27 protein-coding genes and 1 other RNA gene are annotated in these 26781 nt (G+C 51.3%); 24 read left to right on the top strand and 4 right to left on the bottom strand.

Features of this window, described 5'->3' with window-relative positions; genetic code table 11:
- Positions 1 to 51 precede the first annotated feature (51 nt).
- From zapE to DU002_RS09570, 8 genes are all read left to right on the top strand, one after another.
- The gene (zapE, locus tag DU002_RS09535; RefSeq protein WP_114338151.1) at positions 52 to 1137 is read left to right on the top strand and encodes a cell division protein ZapE; all 1086 of its coding nucleotides are present in this window, start codon (positions 52 to 54) and stop codon (positions 1135 to 1137) included.
- 191 nt (positions 1138 to 1328) lie between these two features.
- Entirely contained in the window at positions 1329 to 1757 is a 429-nt protein-coding gene (rplM, locus tag DU002_RS09540) for a 50S ribosomal protein L13 (protein WP_114338152.1), read from the top strand.
- Between the two features lie 18 nt (positions 1758 to 1775).
- Positions 1776 to 2168, top strand: a complete 393-nt coding sequence (rpsI, locus tag DU002_RS09545) for a 30S ribosomal protein S9 (protein WP_114338366.1) — start codon at positions 1776 to 1778, stop codon at positions 2166 to 2168.
- Between the two features lie 241 nt (positions 2169 to 2409).
- The gene (gene petA, locus DU002_RS09550) at positions 2410 to 3003 is read left to right on the top strand and encodes a ubiquinol-cytochrome c reductase iron-sulfur subunit (RefSeq protein WP_114338153.1); all 594 of its coding nucleotides are present in this window, start codon (positions 2410 to 2412) and stop codon (positions 3001 to 3003) included.
- Positions 3003 to 4265, top strand: coding sequence for a cytochrome b (locus DU002_RS09555; RefSeq protein ID WP_114338154.1), 1263 nt, complete (start codon positions 3003 to 3005; stop codon positions 4263 to 4265). Before petA ends, DU002_RS09555 begins: the two co-directional genes overlap by 1 nt.
- Positions 4265 to 5002 (top strand): cytochrome c1, encoded by a 738-nt coding sequence (locus DU002_RS09560; RefSeq protein ID WP_114338155.1) that lies wholly within the window; start codon positions 4265 to 4267, stop codon positions 5000 to 5002. Before DU002_RS09555 ends, DU002_RS09560 begins: the two co-directional genes overlap by 1 nt.
- 84 nt (positions 5003 to 5086) lie before the next feature.
- Positions 5087 to 5716, top strand: a complete 630-nt coding sequence (gene sspA / locus DU002_RS09565; protein WP_114338156.1) for a stringent starvation protein SspA — start codon at positions 5087 to 5089, stop codon at positions 5714 to 5716.
- Between the two features lie 3 nt (positions 5717 to 5719).
- Positions 5720 to 6142, top strand: a complete 423-nt coding sequence (locus DU002_RS09570; protein WP_114338157.1) for a ClpXP protease specificity-enhancing factor — start codon at positions 5720 to 5722, stop codon at positions 6140 to 6142.
- Positions 6143 to 6213: 71 nt separating this feature from the next.
- Here the strand turns inward: DU002_RS09570 and dolP are convergent, their stop codons facing one another.
- Genes dolP through DU002_RS09590 form a run of 4 tightly spaced genes read right to left on the bottom strand, consistent with a single transcriptional unit; the run spans position 6214 to position 9642 of the window.
- The gene (gene dolP, locus DU002_RS09575; RefSeq protein ID WP_233496464.1) at positions 6214 to 6795 is read right to left on the bottom strand and encodes a division/outer membrane stress-associated lipid-binding lipoprotein; all 582 of its coding nucleotides are present in this window, start codon (positions 6793 to 6795) and stop codon (positions 6214 to 6216) included.
- A gap of 4 nt (positions 6796 to 6799) precedes the next feature.
- Positions 6800 to 7390 (bottom strand): phosphoheptose isomerase, encoded by a 591-nt coding sequence (locus DU002_RS09580; RefSeq protein WP_114338158.1) that lies wholly within the window; start codon positions 7388 to 7390, stop codon positions 6800 to 6802.
- A 22-nt stretch (positions 7391 to 7412) separates the two neighbouring features.
- Positions 7413 to 7769: a YraN family protein gene (locus DU002_RS09585; RefSeq protein ID WP_114338159.1), complete on the bottom strand. Its 357-nt coding sequence runs from the start codon at positions 7767 to 7769 to the stop codon at positions 7413 to 7415.
- Positions 7747 to 9642 (bottom strand): penicillin-binding protein activator, encoded by a 1896-nt coding sequence (locus tag DU002_RS09590; protein ID WP_114338160.1) that lies wholly within the window; start codon positions 9640 to 9642, stop codon positions 7747 to 7749. The genes DU002_RS09585 and DU002_RS09590 overlap by 23 nt, the downstream gene beginning before the upstream one ends.
- Before the next feature lie 101 nt (positions 9643 to 9743).
- Here DU002_RS09590 and rsmI point away from each other — a divergent pair, with 101 nt between their 5' ends.
- The 16 genes from rsmI to ftsA all read left to right on the top strand — a co-directional run bounded on the left by rsmI (position 9744) and on the right by ftsA (position 26760).
- Positions 9744 to 10589, top strand: coding sequence for a 16S rRNA (cytidine(1402)-2'-O)-methyltransferase (rsmI, locus tag DU002_RS09595; protein WP_114338161.1), 846 nt, complete (start codon positions 9744 to 9746; stop codon positions 10587 to 10589).
- 34 nt (positions 10590 to 10623) lie between these two features.
- An RNA gene (gene rnpB / locus DU002_RS09600) (RNase P RNA component class A) lies at positions 10624 to 10988 on the top strand.
- Between the two features lie 307 nt (positions 10989 to 11295).
- The gene (gene mraZ / locus DU002_RS09605; RefSeq protein WP_114338162.1) at positions 11296 to 11754 is read left to right on the top strand and encodes a division/cell wall cluster transcriptional repressor MraZ; all 459 of its coding nucleotides are present in this window, start codon (positions 11296 to 11298) and stop codon (positions 11752 to 11754) included.
- Positions 11755 to 11763: 9 nt separating this feature from the next.
- The gene (gene rsmH, locus DU002_RS09610) at positions 11764 to 12702 is read left to right on the top strand and encodes a 16S rRNA (cytosine(1402)-N(4))-methyltransferase RsmH (RefSeq protein WP_114338163.1); all 939 of its coding nucleotides are present in this window, start codon (positions 11764 to 11766) and stop codon (positions 12700 to 12702) included.
- Positions 12699 to 13013, top strand: coding sequence for a cell division protein FtsL (gene ftsL / locus DU002_RS09615; protein ID WP_114338164.1), 315 nt, complete (start codon positions 12699 to 12701; stop codon positions 13011 to 13013). The genes rsmH and ftsL overlap by 4 nt, the downstream gene beginning before the upstream one ends.
- A complete protein-coding gene (locus DU002_RS09620) occupies positions 13010 to 14758 on the top strand; it encodes a penicillin-binding transpeptidase domain-containing protein (protein WP_114338165.1) in 1749 nt (582 codons plus the stop codon). Before ftsL ends, DU002_RS09620 begins: the two co-directional genes overlap by 4 nt.
- Positions 14742 to 16235 carry a UDP-N-acetylmuramoyl-L-alanyl-D-glutamate--2,6-diaminopimelate ligase gene (murE, locus tag DU002_RS09625; protein ID WP_158538018.1) on the top strand — a complete coding sequence of 498 codons (1494 nt, stop codon included), beginning with the start codon at positions 14742 to 14744 and terminating at the stop codon, positions 16233 to 16235. The genes DU002_RS09620 and murE overlap by 17 nt, the downstream gene beginning before the upstream one ends.
- Entirely contained in the window at positions 16232 to 17623 is a 1392-nt protein-coding gene (locus tag DU002_RS09630; RefSeq protein ID WP_114338167.1) for a UDP-N-acetylmuramoyl-tripeptide--D-alanyl-D-alanine ligase, read from the top strand. Before murE ends, DU002_RS09630 begins: the two co-directional genes overlap by 4 nt.
- Positions 17617 to 18699: a phospho-N-acetylmuramoyl-pentapeptide-transferase gene (gene mraY, locus DU002_RS09635; RefSeq protein WP_114338168.1), complete on the top strand. Its 1083-nt coding sequence runs from the start codon at positions 17617 to 17619 to the stop codon at positions 18697 to 18699. The genes DU002_RS09630 and mraY overlap by 7 nt, the downstream gene beginning before the upstream one ends.
- The gene (gene murD, locus DU002_RS09640) at positions 18699 to 20036 is read left to right on the top strand and encodes a UDP-N-acetylmuramoyl-L-alanine--D-glutamate ligase (RefSeq protein ID WP_114338169.1); all 1338 of its coding nucleotides are present in this window, start codon (positions 18699 to 18701) and stop codon (positions 20034 to 20036) included. The genes mraY and murD overlap by 1 nt, the downstream gene beginning before the upstream one ends.
- A 17-nt stretch (positions 20037 to 20053) precedes the next feature.
- Positions 20054 to 21265 (top strand): cell division protein FtsW, encoded by a 1212-nt coding sequence (gene ftsW / locus DU002_RS09645; protein ID WP_233496476.1) that lies wholly within the window; start codon positions 20054 to 20056, stop codon positions 21263 to 21265.
- The gene (gene murG, locus DU002_RS09650) at positions 21265 to 22341 is read left to right on the top strand and encodes an undecaprenyldiphospho-muramoylpentapeptide beta-N-acetylglucosaminyltransferase (protein ID WP_114338171.1); all 1077 of its coding nucleotides are present in this window, start codon (positions 21265 to 21267) and stop codon (positions 22339 to 22341) included. The genes ftsW and murG overlap by 1 nt, the downstream gene beginning before the upstream one ends.
- 3 nt (positions 22342 to 22344) lie before the next feature.
- Positions 22345 to 23826 (top strand): UDP-N-acetylmuramate--L-alanine ligase, encoded by a 1482-nt coding sequence (gene murC / locus DU002_RS09655; RefSeq protein WP_114338172.1) that lies wholly within the window; start codon positions 22345 to 22347, stop codon positions 23824 to 23826.
- On the top strand, positions 23816 to 24739 hold the full coding sequence (locus DU002_RS09660) for a D-alanine--D-alanine ligase (protein WP_114338173.1): 924 nt from the start codon (positions 23816 to 23818) through the stop codon (positions 24737 to 24739). Before murC ends, DU002_RS09660 begins: the two co-directional genes overlap by 11 nt.
- Positions 24740 to 25507, top strand: coding sequence for a cell division protein FtsQ/DivIB (locus tag DU002_RS09665; protein WP_114338174.1), 768 nt, complete (start codon positions 24740 to 24742; stop codon positions 25505 to 25507).
- Positions 25508 to 25524: 17 nt separating this feature from the next.
- Positions 25525 to 26760, top strand: coding sequence for a cell division protein FtsA (gene ftsA / locus DU002_RS09670; RefSeq protein ID WP_114338175.1), 1236 nt, complete (start codon positions 25525 to 25527; stop codon positions 26758 to 26760).
- The last annotated feature ends 21 nt before the right edge of the window (positions 26761 to 26781 follow it).

The raw sequence follows: 26781 nt of genomic DNA on the forward strand, positions 1-26781 counted from the left end.
CCATGGTACCATTGCAAGTGTAAACAATTATTTGTCAAAGGTGGGCAGAAGATGTCAGATACGCCGCTGGCGCGTTATGAAAAAGCGCTGGAACAGAGTGGTTTTGTGAGGGACAGCGCACAAGCGAATGCGGTTAACCATCTTCAAGAGCTGTATCAGCGTCTCAGTCAGCCGCCGCAACGTTCATTCTGGCAACGTTTAACAAAAGCACCGACATCAACGGCGAAAGGGCTTTATTTTTGGGGCGGGGTTGGGCGCGGTAAAACCTACTTAGTGGATACTTTTTTCGAATGCCTGCCGGCAGAGAATAAGTTAAGGCTGCACTTTCACCGGTTTATGCATCGGGTTCATCAGATGATGCAGGCGTTGTCTGGCCAATCAGATCCTTTGGACAGTGTCGCAGAGCAGTTAGCTGCAGAGGCCAGGGTGATCTGCCTGGATGAGTTCTTTGTGTCGGATATCACCGACGCGATGATCTTAGGTAATTTGCTGAAAGGTCTCTTCCTGCGGGGAGTGACGCTTGTGACTACGTCTAATATCCCCCCAGACGAGCTATATCGCAATGGTTTGCAACGGGCACGTTTTCTACCCGCCATTGCTTTGTTGAACCAACATTGCGACATCGTCAATGTTGATTCTGGTATCGACTATCGTTTGCGAACACTGGAACGCGCAGAGATTTATCACCATCCTTTAGACGCCGCCGCGCTAGTCAATCTCGAACAGTACTTTGCCGCGTTAGCGCCTGAACCGGGTAAGGCTGGGGCGACAATTGAAGTGAACAATCGTCAGTTAGTCACGCGATGGTTGGCAGATGGTGTGGTGATGTTTGATTTTGCGGTGTTATGTGAAAGCGCCCGCAGCCAGATTGACTACATTGAGCTGTCAAAAGAGTTTCATACTTTACTCCTACATGGCGTCAAGCAGATGGGCGTACACAATGACGACGTCGCTAGGCGTTTTATCGCCTTGGTTGATGAGTTCTATGAACGCAATGTGAAGTTGATTATTTCAGCTGAAAGAGAGATGGAGAAACTCTACGACGATGGGCGATTGAGCTTCGAGTTTAAGCGTTGCCAGAGCCGTTTGTTGGAAATGCAGTCCCATGAGTACCTCAAGCGCCCACATATTCCTTAAATATAAGTGAGAAAGTGGGTGATCTTTGTCCACGCTTTGTCTATAATCCCGCTCCGCCCACGTTGCCAGCTGCCATATCGGCAGTGCTGACATAGACCGACAGGTGTATTCGAAGGGATACCATGCGGTGATTTTTGTGATGTCTCAATGCGTTGAGACGTGGTGTAAACGAATTTTTTAGGTTTGGATAAATGAAAACATTTACCGCAAAGCCAGAGTCTGTAAAACGCGATTGGTTCGTTGTTGATGCAGATGGTAAAACTCTGGGTCGTCTGGCGACAGAAGTAGCGCTTCGCCTGCGTGGCAAGCATAAGCCAGAATATACTCCTCACGTTGATACTGGTGATTACATCATCATCGTGAATGCTGAGAAGATCCAGGTAACTGGTAACAAAGCGAAAGGCAAAATCTATTACAGTCACACCGGTTTCCCGGGCGGTCTGAAAGAGATGAGCTTTGAAAAGCTTATCCAGAGAGCGCCTGAGCGTGTTCTTGAGAAAGCAGTGAAAGGTATGTTGCCAAAAGGTCCTCTGGGTCGCGCAATGTTCCGTAAGCTGAAAGTCTACGCAGGTGCTGAGCATGGTCATGCTGCTCAACAGCCTCAAGCTTTAGAACTTTAATTGGGGGTTCAGTCCATCATGGCAGATAATCAATACTACGGTACTGGCCGCCGCAAGAGCTCAACAGCACGCGTATTCATCAAAGCGGGCAGTGGCGCTATTACCGTCAATGCACGTCCTTTGGATGTTTACTTCAGCCGCGAAACGGCTCGTATGGTTGTTCGTCAGCCGCTCGAGTTAACCGAACTGGTTGGCAAGCTGGACATCAACGTAACTGTGAAGGGCGGTGGTACTACCGGTCAAGCAGGCGCTATCCGTCACGGTATCACCCGTGCACTGATGGAATACGATGAGACTCTGCGTAGCGACCTGCGTAAAGCTGGCTTCGTTACTCGTGATGCACGTCGTGTTGAGCGTAAGAAAGTTGGTCTTCACAAAGCACGTAAGCGTCCTCAGTTCTCCAAGCGTTAATTCGCTGGTACTGGGCGTTCGTCAACGTCTTTGCAAAAAAAGCCCCGTTTTTCGGGGCTTTTTTTTCCTTTTTAGATTAGGGTTGTATGACGAGTATCCTTGCCAGCGCAGGGTGTTTTTTTTACAATCTTGACTCTTTTTTGCAGCGTACCGTTTTCTTTTTCGGGAATTCTCCTGATGAGGCGGTTCGTCGCGCTCCAAAGCCGCAGATAAAAGCGGATGGTATGTGGGAGATAACTGGATGAGCAATGCGCCTGTCAATAACAGCCGTCGTCGCTTTCTAACTGCCGCGACAGCTGTCGTAGGTGGTGTGGGAGCAGTAGCTGCTGCTGTCCCATTTATAAAATCTTGGAATCCAAGTGAGAAAGCCAAGGCCGCTGGTGCTCCGGTGGAAGTGGATATCAGTAAATTGGAACCGGGACAGCTAATACGTGTTGAATGGCGTGGCAAGCCTGTTTGGGTGGTGCTGCGTCCTGATTCTGTATTACAAGAGATGAAAGCCAACGAAGATAAACTTAAGGACCCTCAGTCCAGCGAAGTTGATCAGCAACCTGAGTACGCTAAAAATGAATTCCGTTCAGTGAAGCCTGAACTATTTGTTGCGGTCGGCTTATGTACTCATTTAGGTTGTTCGCCAACTTACCTTCCTGGTTCTTTTGGAGAACAGGTTGAAGGCGTTAACTACGGCTTCTTCTGTCCGTGTCATGGTTCTAAGTTTGATATGGCTGGTCGGGTTTATAAAGACGTACCAGCACCGTTAAACTTGGTTATTCCCCCGTACCATTTTAAAGACGATACAACCATCTTGGTCGGCGTTGACGGAGGGACTGTGTAATGTTCCGCTCATTACTCGAATGGATTGAATACCGGATACCTATGCAACGTGTATGGAATATGCACCTTGCTCAGTACCCGACGCCTAAGAATTTTAACTTCTGGTATTTCTTCGGCTCTTTGGCGATGTTGGTATTGGTGAACCAGATCCTGACTGGGATTTGGTTGACGATGAATTACACGCCCTCGGCTGAAGGCGCGTTTGCATCAATTGAATACATTATGCGAGATGTCGAATATGGCTGGTTGCTGCGTTATATGCACTCCACCGGCGCGTCGGCATTCTTTGTCGTTGTCTACCTGCATATGTTCCGTGGGTTGATCTACGGCTCATACCAAAAACCACGTGAACTGCTGTGGTTGTTTGGTATGTTTATCTTTATTGCCCTGATGGCTGAGGCCTTCATGGGCTACCTGCTGCCTTGGGGTCAGATGTCCTATTGGGGCGCACAGGTGATTATCTCGCTCTTTGGCGCGATACCTGTCATCGGTGACGATTTAACCCTTTGGATCCGTGGCGATTACGTTGTCTCCGGTGCAACACTGAATCGATTCTTTGCCCTGCATGTGATCGCATTACCACTGGTACTGGTGGTGTTGGTCTTCTTGCATCTGGTCGCACTCCACGAAGTGGGCTCTAACAACCCTGACGGTGTCGAAATTAAACGGCCAAAAGGGTCTGTTGCTGACGCTGATAAGCCTAAGTTCAAGTTCCACGAGTACTACACCAGTAAAAAAGATATTATCGATGCGGCGCCTTTCTTCCCCTATTTTGTGGTGAAAGATCTCATCGGTATCGGTGTGTTTTTATTCTTTTTTGCTTATGTCATCTTCTTTAACCCAGAGATGGGCGGGTATTTCCTTGAGCCACCTAACTTTGAGGCGGCTAACCCACTGAAGACACCTGAGCATATTGCACCAGTCTGGTATTTCACGCCGTTCTATGCCGTACTTCGTGCTATCCCACATAAGCTCGGCGGGGTTGTTTTCATGGGGCTGGCGATCGTCGTGTTGGCACTGTTGCCTTGGCTTGATCGTTGTAAGGTTCGTTCAATTCGCTACCGTAGTGGCTTGCACAAGCTAAACATTGCTCAATTCTCTGTGAGTTTTGTGGCATTGGGCATTTTAGGTGCTCTGCCAGCGACTGAAACCTACACTATGTATGCGCGGATATTTACCTTCTTGTATTTCGGTTTTTTCGTACTGCTTTGGTTCTATAGCAAAAATGAAAATACTAAACCGCTACCAGAGAGGCTGACCTGATGAAAAGGATGATCATAGCGCTGGTGGCGCTTCTACCAAGCTTGGTAATGGCTGCGGGTGGTAACGTCCACCTTGATAAAGCAAATTATGATTTGACCGATAAGGCGTCGCTGCAAACAGGTGCGAAGCTTTTTATGAACTACTGTTCAGGTTGCCACTCAACTAAGTATCAGCGTTACGAACGTGTTGCGCGTGATTTGGGTATTTCAGCAGCTTTGATGCAGGAAAATCTGATGTTTATTGAGGGAACCAAAATTGGTGCCTTGATGGAAAATGCAATGTCAGATGAATTGGGTGCTAAGTGGTTTGGCGCAACACCGCCAGACTTAACCTTGGTTGCCAGAGTTCGTGGCGCTGATTGGTTATACACCTATTTGCGTAGCTTCTATGAAGACCCGACTCGCCCATTTGGCGTGAACAATGTGGTTTTTAAAGACGTGGGTATGCCCCATGTACTGCAAGAGCTACAAGGGGTGCCACGTAAAACCTATGAATCTCGGCTGATTGACGGTGAACAGCAAGATGTTTATGTCGGTATAAGAGCTGATGGTTCTGGTGAAATGAGCACAGATGAGTATGACCATGCCGTACTCGATTTGGTCAATTTCCTTGTTTACTCAGCTGAGCCAGTGACCCTTGAGCGACGCTCTATGGGCTGGTGGGTGTTAGGGTTTTTGGTGATTTTCACTATCCTGGCGTACTTGCTGAAGAAAGAGTTCTTTCGCGATCTACACTAGTTAGGTTGTTGATAAGATAATGTTTGTCGGGAGACAGGGGTTACCCTGTCTCCTGTTTTTGCTAAAAGATAATATGGAGGCCCCATGGCCGTTGCTGCCAATAAACGTTCTGTGATGACCCTGTTTTCAGGTGCGAACGATCTGTACAGCCATCAAGTACGTATCGTGCTGGCTGAGAAAGGGGTAAGTGTAGAGATCAATCAGGTTGATCCGAGCAACCTTCCAGAAGAGTTGATCGAGTATAACCCGTACAACACGGTACCTACCTTGGTTGATCGCGAGTTAGTACTCTATAACGCTCGCATCATCATGGAATACCTTGATGAGCGTTTTCCTCATCCGCCTCTCATGCCTGTATACCCAGTTGCGCGCGGTAACAGTCGCCTCATGATGCACCGCATCGAGAATGACTGGTATGTTTTGGTTGATAACATCATCAGTGGCAACAATGCTGATGCAGCACGTAAAGAGCTGACAGAGAGCTTGATTGCACTGGCGCCCGTGTTTGCAGAATCACCCTATTTTCTGAGTGAAGAATTTAGTTTGGTTGATTGCTACATTGCCCCGCTGTTGTGGCGCTTACCTAGTTTAGGTATTGAGCTGACAGGGCGTGGTTCTAAAGAGATCAAAACCTATATGCAGCGCGTTTTTGAACGCGACTCCTTTCAGGCTTCTTTGACTGAGTCGGAAAGAGAACAGCGAGTAGGTTTTTAAACGATGACCCCAAGCCGTCCCTATCTGTTGCGTGCATTCTATGAGTGGCTAGTTGATAACAACTTGACGCCCCACGTTGTCGTGGATGCGACGGTAGATGCAGTAAAGGTACCTACGCAGTTCGTCAAACATGGCCAGATTGTATTGAACTTAGCGCCCCATGCAGTAGGGCAGCTAGAGTTGGGCAATGATGCGGTATCGTTTAGTGCTCGTTTTGGGGGGACGCCTATGTCTGTTTATCTGCCTATTGAGTCGGTGACGGCGATTTATGCCAGAGAAAATGGCGCAGGAACCGTTTTTGCAGATGATATTGCACCAGAGGCTGATCTGGAAGAGCAACCAACACTGGTGACATCCCCGGTGACGGATGACGATAAGCCGACACCACCTTCTGGTGGGCGCCCTAGCTTGCGCGTGGTGAAGTAGTCACGTTAGAACTTGATATAAAAAAGGAGCCGTTAGGCTCCTTTTTTGTATTTTGAGGAAAGCTGTTCAGGCTATTTGCTGGTGTACTCAAACACGCGCACCACTTGCTTAACCCCAGTGACATTACGAGCTATTTCGGTGGCTTTACTTGCTTCCTGTTTGGTTAATAATCCGAGCAGGTAAACCTCACTATTCTCGGTAACCACTTTGACCTGGTTGCCGTTTACCTCTTTATCACCAATGAGATCAGCTTTGACCTTGGTGGTTATCCAGGCGTCATTACTTTGGGTAGTAAGACTAATCGGTGTACCTACTTTAACTTCATTGTGCACTGTTTTGACGCTGGGTATACCTTCAACCACACGGCTTATTTCGTTTCGCAGGTGTGCGGTCGGGGCTTGTCCTACCAATAGCAAGGTGCCATTCACGCTGCTGATGCTGATACGACTGTGATCCCAGATATCTTTGCGCTCCCGTAGACGACCTACTGCTTTGATTTCAATGGCATTGTCATCAATCTGAGAGCCCAAGGTTCGACGGTCATCGATGGCTGCTGCGGTTCCCGCGGCGCCCGCTATGATCACTGCTGCACACCCTTGGAGGGCGAGAGTGCCGGCCAAAACGACACCCAGCAGGCGACGATGTGGCATCATAAGATTACTCCTCATCTTGCGGGAACAAAGTGCGGTCGATGAGATCACAGAGGCAGTGAATAGCCAGCAGGTGAACCTCTTGAATTCGTGCCGTGCGGGTAGATGGTACACGTACTTCAGCATCGTTTGGACCCAAAAGCCCAGCCATCTCCCCGCCGTCTTTACCGGTTAAGGCAACAATTGTCATATCTCGTGACAGCGCCGCTTCCATCGCTTTAATCACATTACGACTTTGACCACTGGTTGAAATCGCTAGCAGAATATCGCCACTGTTACCCAATGCACGAACCTGCTTAGAAAAGATCTCGTCATAGCTGTAGTCGTTAGCGATGGAGGTGATGGTCGAGCTATCGGTGGTTAGGGCGATGGCAGGAAGGCTAGGGCGTTCCTGCTCAAACCGGTTTAATAACTCAGAGGAGAAATGCTGTGCGTCGCCAGCAGAGCCGCCGTTACCACAGGTTAGGATCTTGTTTCCTGATAGCAGACACTGCACCATCATCTGTGCAGCTTTTTCTATGGCTGGAGGCATCGCTTCTGCCGCTGCTATTTTGGTTTGTATGCTTTCTTTAAAGCTTTCTTCAATGCGACTCAACATTGTTTGGCCCTTATCTTTGGACTTAGATCGCGTTACGGATCCATTCATACTGGTCGCCGGTAATGGCAACCACATCAATTCGACATGGGGTCAGACTCTCGTCTAACCCCTTTTGTTGCAGAAAAAGTTGCACTGTATGCCTTAATCGATGAATTTTCTTTTCATCGATTGCGGCTAAAGCGCCTCCGTGACTGCCAGATTTTCGATACTTTACCTCAACAAACACCCAAGTGTTGTCTTCTCGCATCACCAGATCTATCTCACCACCACGGCAATGGAAGTTTGCGGTGACAAACTTCAACTGATGGCGCTCTAGATAGGCTCTGGCCCGCTGCTCATAGGCCTCACCAATCGCCCTATGGCTGAGTAACCATTTCATCTTCTGTTGCCTGCCTTGGCATAAGCTCTGCGCTACCATTGCGCATTTTTGCCCAGTTCAATTCCCGTTTTATCTGGCCATCTTCTGAGACTTGCAGTCTACCTGTCATACCTTCCACGCTAAAACCTGGGAATGCGCGCATCTGGGCCAACTGACCGATCAGTTGGTAGGCGTCGAGTCCAAGGGCGAATAGGCGCTGCTCAGAGGCGCTGCGCTGAGGCCACAGAGCCTTACTGGCGTCACGGGTACTTGATTGCTCTTCGGAGGCTGGCAGTAACAGGGGGATCTCACTGAACATCACGCCAGTTAATTCCCGTGCCTGACCTTGTGCCAAGCTTTTTTCATGGCTGCGAGAGCTGGCATAGATCGGCAGTTGGTCCGCAAACGGACTGACGGTGACATCGACAAAAGGCTTGAGTAGGCGTGTCTCTATTGGGTTGGAGAACAGGTAGACGGCATCTAAGTCTCGGCGACTGCGCGGCTCAACTTCCAACTTAGAGCCGAATAGCCCTTTCATATGTCGGATCCGAGCCTGACTCTCGTTAACCCCGAGCGCTTGTTCGACCATTTTCTGCATCGCTTTGCGGTCACTGTAATAACGCACCTCAACACTCTGCTTGGTGTCATCATTTGGATCAAGCTGATTGCTGCTGACTAACTGCATCCAGCTCTCTTCAAACGCAGCAGCAATGCGACTACCTAAACCGCCCTTAGGCAGTAATAGTAAGGGGTAACGGTGGCCGTCATTCCACATTCGTTGGGCAGCCTGTACGGCTTCATCCTCTGGTGCCAACGGGAAGAAAAATAGCGATGCGTTGTCCACTGCACCGTCGATACGGTTTAGTGCGAGTAGCGGAGTGGTTAATGTGGCTTCGCTGAGCAATGTCTCAACGTTACCTTTTAGCAACGGGCCGATAATAAAGTCGCTTGCAGCGAGTTGGGCCTGTTCCAGCGCCTGCAGTGCGCCTTCCGCTGCCGTATCATAAAATGTCACTGTTAGGTCTGGCATGGCTGTCTTCAGGTAGCCAAATACCATGCCATCACGTATCGCCTCACCTTGGCTCTTAAAGCGTCCAGTGAGTGGCAGCAAAACGCCAATCCGTTTTGGCGTGAATGGACGGGTTTCTAGTGCGGTTTGCAGTTCCAACGGCAGGCTGGCTGCTGCGGGGTGATTGGGGAACTCTATGCGCCACTGCTCTAGGGCATCGATCATCGCAGCCGGGTGGGTTGACATGGTTTTGGTCAACGCCATTAGTCGTAACCAGCCAGTAAAGGCGTCTGGTGGCGGCGCTTGCTCAAAAGTTTGTAGCGAGAAGGGGGTCAGAGGCTTGAGATAGCTCCAGATATAACTGTGGTTTTCCACCTGCTGTTCTGGATCCAATGAAGGATCGAGTTGCACCAGTGATCTGGCGGCTTCGACCCGGTTGCCACGGGCCAATTGAGCGCGAGCTAGCAGTTGATAGGTGCGCAACTTATCTTCGCTACTCAGCTTATCTTTCTTGATTGAGCCTAGGATCTCAATGGCTTGATCTGGTGCGCCGCGATAGATAGCGAACTCGGCACCTAACAGTGTGTACTCCAGTCGTTGATCATCGCGCGAAAGTGGGATCTCAATGTTGCCATAGACTGAGCGGGCTAACTCCAGTTGACCTTCAAGCAAGTGGGCGCGTGATGCCAACAGTTGATAGGCTTGGCGAGCCGCTCCTGATGTCTCTTGTGCTTTGAGTAAATAGTCGGCAGCGGGTGCCGTTGGCACCCCTACGGCAACGATGGCAACCTCTTCGGGTTTAGGATCCGGTTTTGGTGTCGGAGCACAGGCCGCAATGGTGAAGAGAATGGCAAGTGGCCAGCTTAGGCGTGGTAGAATACTCATCAGGTTAGGTTACCGGTCTCGTCTAGTAGGCGTAACTTTAATTTAAGTGGGCTTAGTGTACCTTTACCCTTTCATCTTAACAAACAACGGAAAACAGCCCAATGAGCTTAGCGAGTGCACTCTATATTGTCCCTACTCCCATAGGTAACCTAGGAGACATGACACAGCGGGCCATTGAAGTGCTGACAGCAGCGGATCTGATTGCCGCTGAGGACACCCGCCATAGCCGACGTTTATTGGATGCTTACAGCATCAGTGGCCATCTTTGGTCGTTGCATGAGCACAATGAACGGGCGCGCAGTGCTGCGATTATCGAAAGGGTGCAGGCTGGGCAAATTGTCGCGCTGATATCTGACGCTGGCACACCCCTGATTAGTGACCCCGGTTATCCTTTGTTGCGTGCTTGTCGTGATGCTGGTGTCAATGTGATCCCTTTGCCTGGGCCATGTGCAGCAATTACGGCGTTAAGTGCAGCCGGTTTGCCAACCGACAGATTTAGTTTTGAAGGCTTTTTGCCTGCCAAATCTGGTGCACTGAACAGTCGCCTCGATGGATTGGCAAAAGAGCCTCGCACCATGGTGTTTTATGAGTCACCACGACGGGTGCTAGTGACCTTGACCGCGATGATTGAGCATTTTGGTGCCGAGCGTGAGGCGACATTGGCAAAAGAGCTAACCAAGCGCTTTGAATCGGTTGTCCAATCGACTTTAGCTGGCTTAATTGACTGGTTAGAGGCTGAGCCAGAGCGTCAGCAGGGCGAGTTTGTTTTGGTGATTGGGGGCTATCAGGTGCCAGAGGGGGAGGGCTTGCCTGCGGAAGCTGAGCGTTGGTTAGCGCTTCTTATCGCTGAGTTACCATTGAAGAAAGCAGCCGCTTTGGTCGCTGAAATGTACGATGTGAAGAAGAAGCTGGTTTATGACCTGGGTTTGAAGTTGCAGGGTCGCTAGCTGAAACCGCGCAACTCTGCTAGACTCCGCCGCCGGAGTTGGCCAGATGATCGCCGCCGTTATTTATAGCGGGGGAGGAAAGTCCGGGCTCCACAGGGCAGGGTGCCAGGTAACGCCTGGGCGGCGCAAGCCGACGACTAGTGCAGCAGAGAGTATACCGCCGATGGCTTTTATCTTCGGATAATCGCACAGGTAAGGGTGAAAGGGTGCGGTAAGAGCGCACCGCGCGGCTGGTAACAGTTCGTGGCACGGTAAACTCCACCCGGAGCAAGACCAAATAGGCTTCCTTACGGTATGGCCCATATCGGAAGCGGGTAGGTTGCTTGAGCCTGTGAGCGATTGCAGGCCTAGAGGAATGATCATCCACGACAGAACCCGGCTTATCGGCCAACTCCCCCAACTTTTCTCTCGCCCCATCAGGGGCGAGTGATGGCGCAAAATAACCACTTTTTGCCTGATGCCTCTCTCTTCTCTCTGATTTCAGCACTGGAAAAATAATTTTTGGGCTGGAACGGCATTTCACCACCACTTTTATCCACTTTATCAACGGCTTTCGATTTTGCTACAAAAACCCCATGGTGACTGGCCTCACAGCATGGTAGTGACTGCTTGACAAGGGTTGTTTACCCCCCCTACACTTTAGCACCGTGGGGGAAAGTGGATAATTGTGGATCTAAAGGCAATATAACAGGGAGCCAATCTGATCATGTTTCGCGGTGCTAATGCCATCAATCTTGACAGCAAAGGTCGCCTTGCGATGCCAACTCGGTATCGTGAGACCCTTATGCAACGCTGTCAGGGACAACTGGTTTGCACTATCGATATCAAAGATCCTTGTCTATTGCTCTATCCGTTGCCGGCTTGGGAAGCGATTGAGCTCAAGTTGCAACAACTCTCCAGTATGCACCCCGCCGAAAGGCGCATGCAGCGCTTGCTGCTTGGTTACGCCACCGAAGTAGAAATGGACAAAAATGGCCGTTTACTACTCTCCGCACCACTGCGTCAGCACGCCAATTTGGATAAAAAGCTGATGCTGGTGGGCCAGCTCAATAAATTTGAGATCTGGGATGAACAGACCTGGGCAGATCAGGTTGAAGCGGATAAAGAACTCGAGCTGTCGGGCACTGAACCATTCAGTGAACGACTGCAGGATTTCTCTCTCTAACTAGAGGCAATGGCATTGGTGCATGAAACCGTATTACTGCGCGAAGCGGTAGACGGACTGGCAATTAAACCTGATGGGATCTACGTTGACGGCACATTTGGCCGTGGCGGACATTCCCGTGCCATTCTTTCACAGCTTGGCCCCCAAGGCCGCCTGCTTGCTATCGATCGTGACCCCACCGCGATCGCTGTGGCTGAGCAGTTCGATGACCCCCGTTTCGAGATTATCCACGGCACTTTCTCCCAAATTGCGGCCTATATGGATGAACGAGATCTGAGCGGTAAAATCGATGGTGTGCTGCTGGATCTCGGCGTGTCATCTCCGCAACTCGATGACAGTGAACGCGGTTTTAGCTTTATCAATGATGGTCCGCTGGATATGCGGATGGACAACAGCAGTGGCCAAACAGCAGCAGAGTGGCTGGCTGTCGCGGAAGCAGACGAGATCGTTCGAGTGTTGAAAGAGTATGGCGAAGAGCGCTTTGCTCGCAAAATTGCTCGCGCCATTGTCCATGACCGCGATGAAAAACCGTTTTTACGGACATCACAACTAGCCTCTTTGATTGAGCGTATTACGCCGAATCGCGAAAAGCATAAACACCCTGCAACCCGCAGCTTTCAGGCGATCCGTATTGAGATCAATCAAGAACTCAAACAGATCCACGAAGTGCTTGCTGGAGCGATGGAAGTGTTAGCCCCCTGCGGCAGGTTGTCGGTGATCAGCTTCCACTCGCTGGAAGATCGCATCGTTAAGCAGTTTATGCGCTTGCAGAGTAAAGGGGAGCCGATCCCTCGGGGATTGCCCCTGACAGAAGCCCAGCTGGCGGGGCGCTGTAAATTGAAAACATTAGGTAAGGCGATCAAGCCCAGTGCTGCAGAGGTTGAGGCTAACCCTCGCTCACGCAGTTCAGTGCTACGCATTGCCGAGCGCCTTGAGGTGCCGCTATGACAGATAGCCAGCGCAGCCTCAGCCTATTGGTCTTTCAGGACCTATGGCGGCATAAAGGGTTATTCAGCATGGCGCTGATTAACCTGTGTTGTGCGTTTGCGGTGATCCTAACCGTGCACCACGCCCGTCAAGGCAACATCGTTTTGGAGCAGCTACTGGAGCGTCAGGATCAGCTGAAGGTCGAGTACCGCCATCTGTTGCTGGAAGAGAATTCGTTGGCCGAGCATAGTCGCATTGAGCGCCTTGCAAGCAGCCGATTACAGATGATCAGGCCAAGCCCTGAGTCTGAAAAAGTGGTGAGACTGCCATGAGTAAACAGGCAAAAGCCAATAAGGGACATCAACACTTCGCCTGGCGCTTCTATTGCGTTTTGGGTGCAGTGTCTTTGTTGTTCGTTGCGCTTTTGTCTCGCGCTGCCTATATCCAGGTACTGGATCCGGATCGCTTGCGTATGGAGGGTGATAATCGCTCATTGCGCACCAAGACTGAAATTGTTCAGCGCAGCTTGATCACAGATCGTAATGGCATCGAACTTGCGGTGAGCGTGCCGGTAGAAGCGGTCTGGGTAGATCCAAAAATTCTGTTTGAAAAAGATGGCTTGTCGATGACCCGTCGCTGGCAAGCATTGTGTGATGTGTTAGACCTCGATTTCGATAAAGTGATGGCGAGGATGCAGGGGAGTAAAGGTAAACGTTTTGTTTATCTGCAGCGTCAGCTGTCACCTGCAATGTCTGGCTATGTCGAGAATCTCAAGATCCCGGGGGTTTACCTGAAGTCCGAGTCACGCCGTTTCTATCCTACAGGCGAAGTCAGTGCTCACTTGATTGGTTTTACCGACATTGATGACAGGGGCCTTGAAGGGCTTGAGCGCAGTTATGATGAGTGGTTAACGGGTACCGACGGTAAGCGAAAAGTTCGTAAGGACCGTGGCGGACGGGTGATCGAATCTTTGGAAGTGCTGGAGCAAGCGGAAACGCCCCACGATCTCGTGCTTAGCATTGATCAGCGGATTCAAGCGCTGGCTTATCAAGAGTTGAAGAAAGCCACGGAATATCATCGCGCAACATCGGGATCGGTGGTGGTATTGGATGTGCGGACCGGTGAAGTGTTGGCAATGGTTAATACCCCTTCATATAACCCTAATAACCGCAAAGGCTTGAAGAATCACCGTACCCGTAACCGAGCCGTGACAGATACGTTTGAACCGGGCTCGTCAGTTAAACCGCTGGCCGTTATCAGTGCCTTGGATGCTGGTTCAGTGCAGTCAGATACTGTGGTTGATACGTCGCCTGGTTGGATGCGTATTGGAGGTCGTCAGGTACGAGACTCCCGTGATTATGGTGAGCTGGATTTGGCAGGGATCCTGCAAAAATCTAGCAATGTTGGCGTTAGCAAACTGGCTCTTTCTGTGCCTGTGGAACAGCTGCTTGGCACTTTTTACAGCTTAGGTTTCGGTAGTGATACCGGCTTGGGGCTGCCGGGTGAAAGCAGTGGTGTGATCCATGAGCGCCGTCGCTGGTCGGAATTTGAAGTGGCAACCCTGAGTTTTGGCTATGGATTGACGGTGACCACGTTGCAGCTAGCCCAAGCCTACGCGGTATTAGGAAGCGGCGGTTTATTGCGTCCACTTTCGATTATCAAAACCGATGAGCCACTGCCCGCCAAACGTGTGCTGGATCAGCAGGTTGCCCGCAGTGTTCTCACTATGATGAATGCCGTGACCGAAGAGGGCGGTACAGGTATTGCCGCACAAGTTGCCGGTTATCGCGTATCGGGTAAGACGGGTACCTCAAGAAAAGCGGTGGCCGGGGGGTATGGCGATGACTATGTTGCGTCATTTGCCGGAGTGGCACCTTTGGATAACCCGCGATTAGCGATCGTGGTGGTCGTCAATGAGCCCGCCGGAGATAGATATTATGGCGGTGATGTTGCCGCGCCGGTGTTTGGTAAAGTGATGGCGGGCGCATTGAGGGCGCTCAATATTAGCCCTGATGCGGTGGGGGATAGCCGCATTGCGGTGCTCAGTGGAGGAAAGCCTGATGGCTCAGCTCGCTGAACTGCTCCCAAATTACTCTATTACGTTGCCAGCGATATCGCTGGCACAGATGCATCTGGACAGTCGACAAATTCGTCCTGGTGATCTGTTTGCTGCTATCCCTGGGCATCTGGTTGATGGCCGTGAATATATTGCGAGTGCTTTGACGGCTGGAGCTGCCGCTATTCTGGCCGCGGGCGACGAAGAAGCATTGGTTTGGCACCAGGCAAAAGATGCGGGTGCGGTGCCAGAGATCCGCGTGCCTGATTTAGCACGTCGGTTGCCACAGATCGCTGCCCAGTTTTACGGTGAGCCAGGTCAGCAGATGAAAGTGATTGGTGTCACAGGTACCAATGGTAAATCGTCTGTTTGTTCCATGTGTGCACAGTTGGCACAACTGTGTGATGAACAGGGTGGCGTGGTCGGTACGCTGGGATGGGGCGCGGTAGATCAGTTGCAGCAAACAGCAAATACGACTCCCGACTGCGTTTCTGTGCAACAGATGCTAGCGGCGATGCGAAACGAACAGATGTCATTGGTGGCAATGGAAGTTTCTTCCCATGGCTTAATGCAAGGGCGCGCAGATGCTGTACCTTTCAGCACGGCAATTTTTACCAATCTGTCTCGTGATCACCTTGATTACCATGAAGATATGGCGAGTTATTTTGCCGCTAAGAAGCGCCTATTTTCACTGCCGAGTGTAAAGCGGGCGGTGATCAACGTGGAAGATAGCGAAGGGCGCGTTCTCTTTGCTGAATTGCGCGAGACGCTGGACTGTTGTGTGGTGGGAGATGTCGCCGCGTTGTCCGAACTGGGTTGTGCCCAGTTCATCGCTTATCAAGAGCTGTCTCACTTTTCTGATGGTATGCGCTGTGAGTTATCGAGCCACTGGGGCGAGGCGAGTTTATATCTGCCATTGATCGGTGATTTTAATCTTCGTAATTTTCTTTGCGCTCTCGCGGCTTTGTGCGTTGAAGGTTATGACTTCCAGCAGCTGGTGGCTATGGCGGCAAAGCTACAACCTGCCGCTGGCCGTATGGAACTGATACACAAACCGGGGCATCCTGGCCTGGTGGTTGATTATGCACACACACCAGATGCGTTGGAAAAAGCCTTGGCCGCCTGTCGTCATCATTGCCATGGGCAACTATGGTGCGTATTTGGCTGTGGTGGAGATCGTGACGTTGGCAAACGTCCATTGATGGCGAAAGTGGCCGAGCAGTTGGCTGATCATGTGGTGGTTACCGCGGACAATCCCCGTAGCGAACCGCAGCACCAAATTACCCAAGATATACTGGCTGGATTTGCTTTCCCTGAGCAGATCTCTGTCGTGGAAGACCGCAGCCAGGCAATCGTACAAGCCTTTAGTCAAGCGGCGATGGCTGATCTGATATTGATTGCCGGTAAAGGCCATGAAGATTACCAATTGGTTGGTAAGCAAACCTTGCATCATGATGATGGTTTGGTTGCCCGCCGCTTAATGGAGGAGGCGTTATGATCTCCCTGAAATTGAGCCAGATCGCCAATTCGCTAAATGGGCGTTTAGTCGGTGATGAGCTCACCATTGATAATGTGAGTACCGATACCCGTGCCATTGGCAAAGGCGATCTGTTTGTTGCCCTGAAAGGGTTGCGTTTTGATGCCCATGAATTTGCCGGACAGGCGGTGAGTGATGGTGCTGTGGCCTTGGTCGTGGATCACGAATTAGATCTGCCTGTGCCACAAATTGTGGTGACAGATACCCGCATCGCTTTGGGTGATTTGGGTGCTTTGGTGCGCCGTTCGGTTAATCCGCAGGTAGTCGCTATTACCGGTAGTACAGGTAAAACAACGGTCAAGGAGATGACCGCGGCGATCTTGGCAGAGCAAGGCCAAGTGTTGGCGACCCAGGGCAACTTTAATAACGATATTGGTGTGCCGCTTACCCTGTTACGCCTGACTGAAGATGATCAGTTCGCAGTGATCGAACTCGGTGCCAATCATATTGGCGAAATCGCCTATACCGTTGGGCTAACGGCGCCAGATGTCGCCGTGATAACCAATGCCGGAGCCTCTCATCTGGAAGGCTTTGGTAGTTTGCATGGTGTGGTTAGAGCAAAGGGCGAAATACTGAATGGTATTGAGCAGGGCGGTAATGCCGTGTTGAATTTCGATTCACCGGATCTGGCCTATTGGCAGGGGCGCTGTGGCGAGCACCCTGTTCTCGGATTCTCCATCGACAAGCCTGATGCCACTGTTTTTGCCACCGATATCGATTTTGATAATGAGGGGCGTGCCAGCTTTATATTGAATCTGCCAGCGCAGCAGGCACAGGTGCACTTGACGGTACCTGGTGAGCACAATGTTAGTAACGCTATGGCTGCGGCTGCCGCTTGCTATGGCCTAGGTATCGATGCGCAGACGATCGCCAATGGCTTGGGCCATATGACCTCGGTAAAAGGTCGACTCAATGTGTATCACCCCAGCGATGATATCCGCCTGATTGATGACACTTATAACGCCAATGAAGCGTCGGTCAAAGCGGCGATCAAGTTGCTCGCACGCTACCCCGGTGAAAAGGTATTGGTGCTCGGCGATATGAAAGAGCTGGGGGCGCAAGCGAAAGAGTTACACGAAGGCGTTGGTGTATTTGCTCAGCAACAGGGGATTAGTGCGCTTTACGCTGTGGGCGAACTTAGTGGTTGTGCCGCTGGTCGTCACAGTAACGGCCACCATTTTAACGATAAAGCGCGTTTGGTTGATGCGCTGAGGGAGCTGCTCAATCAAGGTCGTCCGACGACTGTGCTGGTGAAAGGATCTCGCAGCTCAAATATGGATAAAGTGGTTGCGGATCTTCTGCAACGACTGGAACAAGAAAAAGAGATGATAGGAGTTGCAGGATGCTAGTTTGGCTGGCGGAGTACCTGACCCAATACTACACGGGCTTTAATGTCTTCTCGTATCTAACGATGCGGTCGATTTTAGGTGTACTGACGGCACTGGTAATGTCACTGATGATGGGGCCCTGGGTGATCAGAAAACTGCAGTTACTGCAGATCGGTCAGACCGTGCGCGATGATGGTCCGCAGAGCCACTTGTCAAAATCGGGCACGCCGACCATGGGTGGGTTGATGATCTTAGGCTCAGTACTGACCAGTGTTTTGTTATGGGCCGATCTGTCCAATCACTATGTCTGGGTGATGCTGTTTGTGATTGTGTCATTTGGCCTGATCGGCTTGATTGATGATTATCGTAAAGTGGTTCGCAAAGACCCCAAGGGTTTGATCGCCCGTTGGAAGTATTTCTGGCAGTCGGTCGCGGCACTGACCATTGCGGGATTTCTCTATTATAACGCGCAGTTAGATGCTGAAACGGTATTGGTCGTACCCTTCTTTAAGGATGTGCTGCCGCAGCTAGGGCTGTTCTATCTGGTGGTCGCTTACTTTGCGATTGTCGGTACCAGTAATGCGGTGAACTTGACTGATGGGTTAGATGGCTTGGCGATTGTCCCCACGATCATGGTGGCGTCTGCGCTGGCCTTCATTGCTTACCTCACAGGTAACGTTAACTTCTCCGCTTATTTGCAGATCCCATATATCCCCTATACCAGTGAACTGGTGGTGGTCTGTGCGGCCATTGCTGGGGCCGGTATCGGTTTTCTTTGGTTCAATACCTATCCAGCACAGGTGTTTATGGGTGATGTTGGCTCGTTAACCTTGGGTGCCGCTTTAGGCGCCGTTGCTGTGATGGTGCGTCAAGAGTTGGTGTTGATCATCATGGGCGGGGTGTTCGTGATGGAAACGGTGTCGGTGATCCTGCAGGTGGGCTCATTTAAGCTGCGGGGGCAACGTATTTTCCGCATGGCTCCGATACATCACCACTATGAATTAAAAGGCTGGCCAGAGCCTCGCGTTATTGTGCGTTTTTGGATCATCTCGTTGATCCTCGTTCTGGTTGGTTTGGCAACATTGAAGGTACGTTAATGATCGATTACGGCGGACAACAGATAGTCATCGTAGGGCTCGGGCAGAGCGGGGTCTCTTGTGCCCGCTTTTTGCGCGCGCGCGGTGCCTGTCCGCTGTTAATGGACACACGTGAAATGCCTGCCGCTTACGTTAATGCCCCCGATCTGCAAGGCTTACCTACTTGCTTTGGCGGTCTTAATGAAGATATGTTGTTGAGTGCCGAGCTGATCGTTGTCAGTCCAGGGTTGTCACTGAAACTGCCTGCATTAAGTAAAGCCATGTCGGCTGGTATCGATGTGGTGGGTGATATTGAGCTGTTTGCCAGAGAAGTGACTGCACCTGTCGTGGCCATTACCGGCTCCAATGGCAAGTCTACCGTGACCACATTGCTCGGTGAGATGGCCCATGCAGCACGCTTGAAAGTTGCCATCGCAGGAAATATTGGTATCCCAGCGTTGGACCAAATTTCGCCTGAAATAGAGCTGTATGTGCTTGAACTGTCGAGTTTCCAGTTGGAAACCACGTCCAGTTTGAACTGTATTGCCGCCACCGTGCTCAATGTTTCAGAAGATCATATGGACAGATATGATGATTTGGCCAGCTACAGCCTGGCGAAACAACGTGTCTATGCCCATGCCGAAAATATCGTATTTAACCGTGCCGATAGTCAGACCTGGTGTAGCCGGTTCCTCACCCATGGTTGCCGCTTCAGCTATGGTTTGGACGCGCCACGAGATAGTGAATCCATTGGTATTGCTGAGCATCAAGGGGCGCGATGGCTGATGCGTGGCGATAAGCCATTGATAGCCGTCTCAGAGCTTAAATTGCTGGGAGCCCATAATCTCGCCAACGTGGCTGCGGCAATGGCGTTGGCAACCCTCGCCGGGATCCCGTTGTCGGCGATGAAAGAAGCTGTGCGCTCGTTTAAAGGGCTTGCCCATCGTTGCGAGTTTGTGTGTGAACGCAATGGTGTTATTTACGTCAACGATTCGAAAGCGACGAATGTGGGAGCAACGGAAGCGGCGATCTCCGGTTTAGTTGATAGCATTGATGGTCAATTAATTCTATTGGCTGGTGGTGATGGAAAAGGTGCAGACTTCGCCCCGCTGCAAGCGGCACTGGCGCAGGTGGATTGCCTGATCACCTTTGGCCGTGATGGTGAAAAGATCGCAGCGTTAAAGCCTGATAGTCACGAAGTGGCCGTGTTGGAGCAAGCCGTCGCCAAAGCGTGTCACATAGCCCAGCCGGGTGATGTTGTTTTATTGTCTCCCGCTTGTGCCAGCTTCGATCAGTTCCAAAGTTTTGAGCATCGTGGGCAGCGTTTTGCCCAGTTGGTACAGGAGGCCACCGTATGAGTCAGTGGCTTGCCCAAATGCGCTTACCTTTGATCTGGCTTGAAAGCGACCGCAATGATGATGCGCCCTATGATCGGACATTGTTGGTACTGATTTTCAGTTTGATGTCATTAGGCTTAGTGATGGTGGCATCGGCATCTATGCCCATTTCAGAAAGGATGTATGGTCAGCCATTTCATTTCCTGTTGCGTCATCTGGTGTATGTGGTGCTGAGTGTGGCAGCGCTGTTTGCCATCATTCGTATCCCGATGGAACGCTGGCAGCAGGCCAACATGATGTTGCTGCTGGTGGCTATCGTGCTGCTGGTGGCGGTTTTGATCGTGGGGCGTAAGGTGAACGGGAGCTCCCGTTGGCTTGCATTGGGGCCGATCACTATTCAAGCCGCAGAGCCAGCCAAACTGTTTTTCTTCTGCTACTTGGCGGGGTATTTGGTACGCCGCCGTGATGAGGTGCGGGAGAACCTTAAAGGCTTTATTAAACCTCTGGCAGTGTTCTTTGTTATTGCGGTATTGCTGTTGTTTGAACCGGATCTTGGCACCGTGGTGGTGATGTTTATGACCACGGTCGGCATGCTGTTTTTGGCGGGCGCTAAATTGTGGCAATTCTTCTCCTTAGCGCTGATGGGCATATTGGCCATCGGCGTACTGGCTGTGACGTCAGAGTATCGATTGCGCCGTATTACTTCATTTATGGATCCGTGGGCAGATCCGTTTGGTAGTGGTTATCAGCTCACCCAATCTTTGATGGCATTTGGGCGCGGCAGTTGGTTTGGTGAAGGCCTGGGTAACAGTATCCAAAAACTTGAATATTTGCCGGAAGCCCATACCGACTTCGTAATTGCTGTATTGGCCGAAGAGCTCGGCTTTGTTGGCGTAGCACTGGTACTTGGCCTGTTGTTGGCGTTAGTGGTTAAGGCGTTGCTGATTGGTCGTCAGGCATTGCATTTAGATCGTACCTTTGAGGGCTATTTTGCCTACGGCATTGCGATTTGGATGGCGTTTCAAGGTGCGGTCAATATTGGCGCGAGCTCGGGGCTTTTCCCGACCAAAGGACTGACTTTGCCACTGATCAGTTACGGCGGCAGTAGTTTGCTGACCTTAGCCGTGACTGTCGGGATTTTGGTGCGGATTGAGCATGAAGTCAGGATGGAACTGCGCCAAACCAAGCGCGTGCCGAACAAAGCCAAGCCCGCAAAAAAAGCAGATGCTGTCCCAGCGGAGGAAAGCTGATGGCTAGCCGACTCCTAATTATGGCTGGTGGCACTGGCGGTCACGTATTTCCAGCATTGGCTGTGGCTGACTACCTCGCAGCGCGGGGCTGGCAAATAAGTTGGCTGGGTACCCGTGGCCGTTTGGAAGAGCAATTAGTGCCGAAATATGGGTATGCCATTGATTATATCGATGTTCAGGGTGTGAGAGGCAATGGCCTCGTTCGGTTGCTGGCGGCGCCATTTAAGATCGGTAAAGCGATTTACCAAGCGCGCCGGGTAATAAAGCAACGCCAACCTGACGTGGTTTTGGGGATGGGCGGATACGCCAGCGGCCCCGGTGGCATCGCCGCGTGGCTCACGGGTAAGAAGTTGGTGGTGCATGAGCAGAATGCCGCCGCCGGAATGACCAATCGTTTGCTCGCCCGTTTCGCCAGCGATCTGCTCGTTGCTTTCAACGGTGCATTTCCTGGGATTGAGCAGGTGGTAGGCAACCCGGTGAGAGCTGCGTTTGCAGAGTTAGCCTCACCACGAGAGCGTAAAGCGGATATCACAAAGCGTCCAGTGCAGATAGTGGTCGTAGGTGGCAGTTTGGGAGCGCGAGTGCTGAATGAAGTAGTGCCAGCTGCTGTGGTTAATTTGGACCGTCCACTGGTGATCAAGCATCAGACAGGTAAGGGCCAGCATGCTGAAGTGTTAGAACGCTACCGTGCGGCAGCGCAGGCCCAAGTAGAGGTAAGCGAATTTATTGACGATATGGTTGCGACTTACGGTTGGGCTGATCTTGTGATCTGCCGCGCAGGAGCGCTGACGGTGTCAGAAATAGCCATGGCCGGTGTCGCCAGTATCTTTGTGCCTTTACCCCATGCGGTTGATGACCATCAGACTAAAAACGCACAGTATTTGGTGGCGGCGAAGGCGGCCATTTTGATGCCGCAAAAACAATTTGATGCAGTGAGTTTAAACGAGCAGTTAACTGCGTTGTTGGATAAACCGGAAGTGTTGGTTGAAATGGGTGAATCAGCAAAAAGTGCTGCCACGCCAAACGCGACCGCTGATGTGGCAAATATCATCAGCGAACGGGCTAGGAGACATTAGGCGATGGCAGTATTAAACGAACAACAGATTAGCCAGATTAGGCAATGGGTGCCGGAGATGCGTCGCGTTAGTCGCATCCATTTTGTTGGGATTGGCGGTGCCGGAATGGCCGGGATTGCCGAGGTATTGGTGAATGAGGGCTATAAAGTCACGGGGTCGGATATCGGCCTTAACCAATCAGCTCAACGACTAATTGGTTTGGGTGCTGAGGTGTTTATTGGCCATAACGCTGCACAGATCGACGGTGCAAGTGTGGTGGTTGTCTCTACGGCGATTGCGGCGGATAACCCAGAAGTGTTGGCAGCTAATGCTGCGCGGATCCCCGTGGTAAGGCGCGCCGAAATGCTCGCTGAATTGATGCGTTATCGTCACGGCGTGGCGATAGCCGGTACCCACGGCAAAACGACCACCACCAGTTTGACCGCCACGTTGTTTGCCGAAGGAGGGCTTGACCCGACCTTTGTCATCGGTGGCCTGCTTAACAGTGCTGGAACCAATGCCAGACTGGGCAGTAGCCGTTATTTGATCGCGGAAGCCGATGAGAGTGATGCGTCATTTCTCCATCTGCAACCTATGGTGGCGGTGATCACCAATATTGAAGCTGATCATATGGATACCTATGGCGGCGATTTCGAACAATTAAAAAGTACTTTTGTTGAGTTCTTACATAATTTGCCATTTTACGGACTGGCCGTGCTTTGTATTGACGATGAGGTGGTACGCGAATTACTGCCTCGGGTTAGTCGTCATATCACAACATATGGGTTTAGTGACGACGCAGATGTGCGAGCCGTAGATTTTGTACAACGGGGCCATTGCTCTGAATTCACGGTTAACAGAAAAGGGCATAGCAGCTTAAAAGTGACCCTGAATTTGCCCGGGCAACACAATGTGCTGAATGCGTTGGCGGCTATTGCTGTGGCGACCGAAGATGGTGTGGCTGACGATGCCATTGTTCGTGCACTTGGCGCATTCGAAGGAATTGGCCGCCGTTTTGAGCACTATGGTGAGTTCGATACAGGCAATGGTAAAGCGATGCTCGTTGATGACTATGGTCACCATCCATCTGAAGTACAGATGACGATCAAGGCGGCTCGTGCAGGTTGGCCTGAACGGCGCTTGGTATTGGCATTTCAGCCTCATCGCTATACCCGGACGAGAGACCTTTACGAAGACTTTGCTGATGTGCTGTCGCAAGTCGACCTGTTGCTGTTGTTAGATGTTTATCCGGCAGGAGAGAAGCCGATCCCAGGAGCTGATGGACGTGCACTTTGTCGATCAATTCGCCAGCGCGGCAACATCGACCCGGTGTTTGTGGCGACGCCGGAACAGCTACCAGCACAACTTGGTGAGCTGCTGCAGGACGGTGATCTGGTGTTGACTCAGGGTGCAGGAAACGTTGGTGCCGTCGCCAAGCGTTTAGCAGAATTAAAGTTGGATATTGCCGCAATGAAGGCAACCGGGGAGGGCGGTGATGGCCTCTAAGCAGTTTGGAAAAGTGGCCGTGCTTTATGGCGGAACTTCGGCAGAGCGTGAGGTGTCGCTCAAGTCAGGTGAGGCCGTGCTAAAAGGCCTGCACGCTGCGGGAATCGATGCCCACGGTGTTGATCCAAAACATCAGCCAGTTAGCAGCTTACATAAGCATGGTTTCGACCAGGTGTTTATCGCTTTGCATGGGCGCGGTGGTGAAGATGGCACCATGCAGGGTTTGCTCGAGCTGTTGCAGCTGCCCTATACCGGCAGTGGTGTATTGGGTTCCGCATTGGCGATGGATAAAGTGAGAACCAAGCAGGTATGGCAGAGCTTGGGGCTACCGACGGCGGGCTACCGCGTTGCGATAAAAGATCAGTGCAGCCCTGAGCTACTTGCGGCCTATCTTACTGAGTTGGGTGGGTGTGTCATGGTTAAGCCTGCCAATGAGGGATCCAGCATCGGTATGGCCAAGGTTGATACGGCAGATGCACTGACAGATGCAGTTGCTGCGGCTTTTGCGTACGACAACGAGGTTCTGTTGGAGCAGTATGTTGTTGGCAAAGAGTACACCGTGGCGATCCTGGAGGGTAGAGCGCTGCCAATGATCCGGATGGAGACGCCCAACACCTTTTATGATTATCAGGCGAAGTATCAGAGTGATACGACTCAGTACCATTGCCCTTGCGGTTTAGATGAGCAGTTTGAAGCTGAACTTGGGGAGATTGCGGTTCGGGCATTTGATGCGGTGGCTGCATCAGGCTGGGGTCGAGTTGATCTGATGATTGATGACGCCGGTGAAGTGTTTCTACTGGAAGTGAATACCGTACCGGGCATGACGGAAAAGAGCTTGGTGCCGATGGCAGCAAAGGCTGCAGGTATTGGCTTTCCCGAATTGACGTTGCGAATATTGCAAACGGCGGACTAAATGGCGATAGCGATGACGACAGAGCCAGAGATGACACCAGAACATGAGGCGGCCAGTAAGCACTGGGGCGGCTTGGTGTTTTTTATTCTCACTCTGTTGGCGTTGGGCTATGGCATCTATCAATTGAGTGAGGCGGTGGCAGATCGTGAAGTGCTACCGATCGCGCAGCTTAAAATTATTGGTGAGCGGCGCTTTACCACCGATCAGGAGATCCGCGGCGCGCTCGAATCGGGTGCAGGGCTGGATTCGTTGATGATGCAAGATGTCGCCCATGTTCAGCGTCGCGTTGTGGAGTTGCCGTGGGTGGATGCTGTGCAGGTGAGAAAGTCTTGGCCCGATGGTTTGACGTTGTTTATTACCGAGCAGCAACCGTTGGCGCAATGGGATGAAGGTCGCTTGCTGAATCAACGGGGTGAGCTATTTACTGTGCCAGAGCCGGCTTTGGCGGAGCCTTTGCCCTTGTTGCAGGGGCCGGATGGTACCGAGCAACGGGTGTTGGATTATTTTAAGCGCTTCGATTCGTTGCTGGCTTATCACCAGCTTGAGTTGCTTGAGTTAACCATGAGTACACGACAGGCATGGAAACTGCTTTTAGCACCCAACCTGGAATTGCGTTTAGGGCGAGAAGATGAGATTGCCCGTTTACAAAGATTTATAGATCTCTATCAGGCATTGCCTGCAGAGGCGAAAAACAAAATCGCTTATGTCGATGCGCGTTACGACACAGGCATGGCGGTAGGTTGGCTTACCGAAAATGATACGGAATAGATGGCGAGTGTGTGGGAATGAGTAAAACCACCGATGCGAGATTGATTGTTGGCCTAGATATCGGCACGTCGAAAGTGACCGCCGTGGTAGGTGAAGTAATGGCCGATGGTGAAATAAGTGTCATCGGGCTGGGTAGTCATCAATCTCGGGGCATGGATAAGGGCGGTGTGAATGATCTTGATTCTGTCGCCCGCGCTGTGCAGCGAGCGTTAGATGAAGCTGAGCTGATGGCCGGATGCCAGATCGCTTCTGTGTTTCTGAGTATCAGTGGCCGCCATATCGAATGTCAGAATGAAAATGGCATGGTGTCAATTAATCAGGAAGAGGTGACACAAGAGGATGTCGATGCGGTTATCCATACAGCTAAGTCTGTGCCTATTTCCGATGAACGACGCATTTTACACGTGTTGCCACAGGAATTTGCTATCGACTGGCAGGAAGGGATAAAGAGCCCGATAGGCATGTCGGGCATGCGTTTGGAAGCCACGGTTCATATCATCACTTGTGCCAACGATATGGCGAAAAACATTGTGAAGTGTGTTGAACGATGTGGCTTGAAGGTCGATAAACTGATTTTCGCGGCGTTGGCATCCAGCTATTCGGTGTTGACCGATGACGAGAAAGAGCTGGGAGTCTGCCTGGTAGATATTGGTGGCGGTACCATGGATATCTCGGTGTTTACTGCCGGTGCGCTCCGTCATACCGCAGTGATCCCTGTGGCTGGGAATCAGGTCACCAGCGATATCGCTAAGATCTTTAGAACGCCACTGTCCCATGCCGAAGAGATCAAAGTGCAGTATGCCTGTGCGCTGCGCCAGTTAGTGAGTTTGGAAGACAGTATTGAAGTACCCAGTGTGGGGGGGCGACCGTCTCGTACTATGAGCCGTCACACATTGGCTGAAGTTGTAGAGCCCCGTTACCACGAGTTGTTTGATTTGGTAAAGGAAGAGTTGAAGCGCAGTGGTATGGAAGACCAGATTGCTGCGGGGGTCGTATTGACCGGAGGTACAGCGAAGATGGAGGGAACTGTCGAGTTTGCTGAGGATGTGTTTCAGATGCCCGTGCGGCTGGGAACACCGCTCGAAATTAAGGGATTAACAGATTATGTAGATGACCCGGTATATGCCACAGCTGTTGGCTTGTTGCATTACGGCAAAGATGATTTGCTGGGACAGCGCCGGGAAAAGCGCGCAAGCGAAGGTGTTTCAGGCCTGTGGTCGCGAGTGCATAGTTGGTTTAAGGGTGAGTTTTAAAACGTTCTGGGTGAGAACAAA

This window comes from Corallincola holothuriorum (genome assembly GCF_003336225.1).
Classification (GTDB): domain Bacteria; phylum Pseudomonadota; class Gammaproteobacteria; order Enterobacterales; family Neiellaceae; genus Corallincola; species Corallincola holothuriorum.

What these genes read in the sequence shown, in the direction of transcription:
- ftsL (WP_114338164.1), top strand. Translation starts at nt 12,699, where the DNA reads ATGACAGATAGCCAGCGCAGCCTCAGCCTATTGGTCTTTCAGGACCTA.
- petA (WP_114338153.1), top strand. Translation starts at nt 2,410, where the DNA reads ATGAGCAATGCGCCTGTCAATAACAGCCGTCGTCGCTTTCTAACTGCC.
- dolP (WP_233496464.1), bottom strand. Translation starts at nt 6,795, where the DNA reads ATGATGCCACATCGTCGCCTGCTGGGTGTCGTTTTGGCCGGCACTCTC.
- DU002_RS09660 (WP_114338173.1), top strand. Translation starts at nt 23,816, where the DNA reads ATGGCCTCTAAGCAGTTTGGAAAAGTGGCCGTGCTTTATGGCGGAACT.
- mraZ (WP_114338162.1), top strand. Translation starts at nt 11,296, where the DNA reads ATGTTTCGCGGTGCTAATGCCATCAATCTTGACAGCAAAGGTCGCCTT.
- DU002_RS09590 (WP_114338160.1), bottom strand. Translation starts at nt 9,642, where the DNA reads ATGAGTATTCTACCACGCCTAAGCTGGCCACTTGCCATTCTCTTCACC.
- rsmH (WP_114338163.1), top strand. Translation starts at nt 11,764, where the DNA reads ATGGCATTGGTGCATGAAACCGTATTACTGCGCGAAGCGGTAGACGGA.
- DU002_RS09620 (WP_114338165.1), top strand. Translation starts at nt 13,010, where the DNA reads ATGAGTAAACAGGCAAAAGCCAATAAGGGACATCAACACTTCGCCTGG.
- sspA (WP_114338156.1), top strand. Translation starts at nt 5,087, where the DNA reads ATGGCCGTTGCTGCCAATAAACGTTCTGTGATGACCCTGTTTTCAGGT.
- murC (WP_114338172.1), top strand. Translation starts at nt 22,345, where the DNA reads ATGGCAGTATTAAACGAACAACAGATTAGCCAGATTAGGCAATGGGTG.
- murE (WP_158538018.1), top strand. Translation starts at nt 14,742, where the DNA reads ATGGCTCAGCTCGCTGAACTGCTCCCAAATTACTCTATTACGTTGCCA.
- murG (WP_114338171.1), top strand. Translation starts at nt 21,265, where the DNA reads ATGGCTAGCCGACTCCTAATTATGGCTGGTGGCACTGGCGGTCACGTA.
- DU002_RS09555 (WP_114338154.1), top strand. Translation starts at nt 3,003, where the DNA reads ATGTTCCGCTCATTACTCGAATGGATTGAATACCGGATACCTATGCAA.
- DU002_RS09580 (WP_114338158.1), bottom strand. Translation starts at nt 7,390, where the DNA reads ATGTTGAGTCGCATTGAAGAAAGCTTTAAAGAAAGCATACAAACCAAA.
- rpsI (WP_114338366.1), top strand. Translation starts at nt 1,776, where the DNA reads ATGGCAGATAATCAATACTACGGTACTGGCCGCCGCAAGAGCTCAACA.
- rsmI (WP_114338161.1), top strand. Translation starts at nt 9,744, where the DNA reads ATGAGCTTAGCGAGTGCACTCTATATTGTCCCTACTCCCATAGGTAAC.
- DU002_RS09665 (WP_114338174.1), top strand. Translation starts at nt 24,740, where the DNA reads ATGGCGATAGCGATGACGACAGAGCCAGAGATGACACCAGAACATGAG.
- ftsA (WP_114338175.1), top strand. Translation starts at nt 25,525, where the DNA reads ATGAGTAAAACCACCGATGCGAGATTGATTGTTGGCCTAGATATCGGC.
- murD (WP_114338169.1), top strand. Translation starts at nt 18,699, where the DNA reads ATGATCGATTACGGCGGACAACAGATAGTCATCGTAGGGCTCGGGCAG.
- mraY (WP_114338168.1), top strand. Translation starts at nt 17,617, where the DNA reads ATGCTAGTTTGGCTGGCGGAGTACCTGACCCAATACTACACGGGCTTT.
- DU002_RS09560 (WP_114338155.1), top strand. Translation starts at nt 4,265, where the DNA reads ATGAAAAGGATGATCATAGCGCTGGTGGCGCTTCTACCAAGCTTGGTA.
- DU002_RS09630 (WP_114338167.1), top strand. Translation starts at nt 16,232, where the DNA reads ATGATCTCCCTGAAATTGAGCCAGATCGCCAATTCGCTAAATGGGCGT.
- ftsW (WP_233496476.1), top strand. Translation starts at nt 20,054, where the DNA reads ATGCGCTTACCTTTGATCTGGCTTGAAAGCGACCGCAATGATGATGCG.
- DU002_RS09570 (WP_114338157.1), top strand. Translation starts at nt 5,720, where the DNA reads ATGACCCCAAGCCGTCCCTATCTGTTGCGTGCATTCTATGAGTGGCTA.
- zapE (WP_114338151.1), top strand. Translation starts at nt 52, where the DNA reads ATGTCAGATACGCCGCTGGCGCGTTATGAAAAAGCGCTGGAACAGAGT.
- DU002_RS09585 (WP_114338159.1), bottom strand. Translation starts at nt 7,769, where the DNA reads ATGAAATGGTTACTCAGCCATAGGGCGATTGGTGAGGCCTATGAGCAG.
- rplM (WP_114338152.1), top strand. Translation starts at nt 1,329, where the DNA reads ATGAAAACATTTACCGCAAAGCCAGAGTCTGTAAAACGCGATTGGTTC.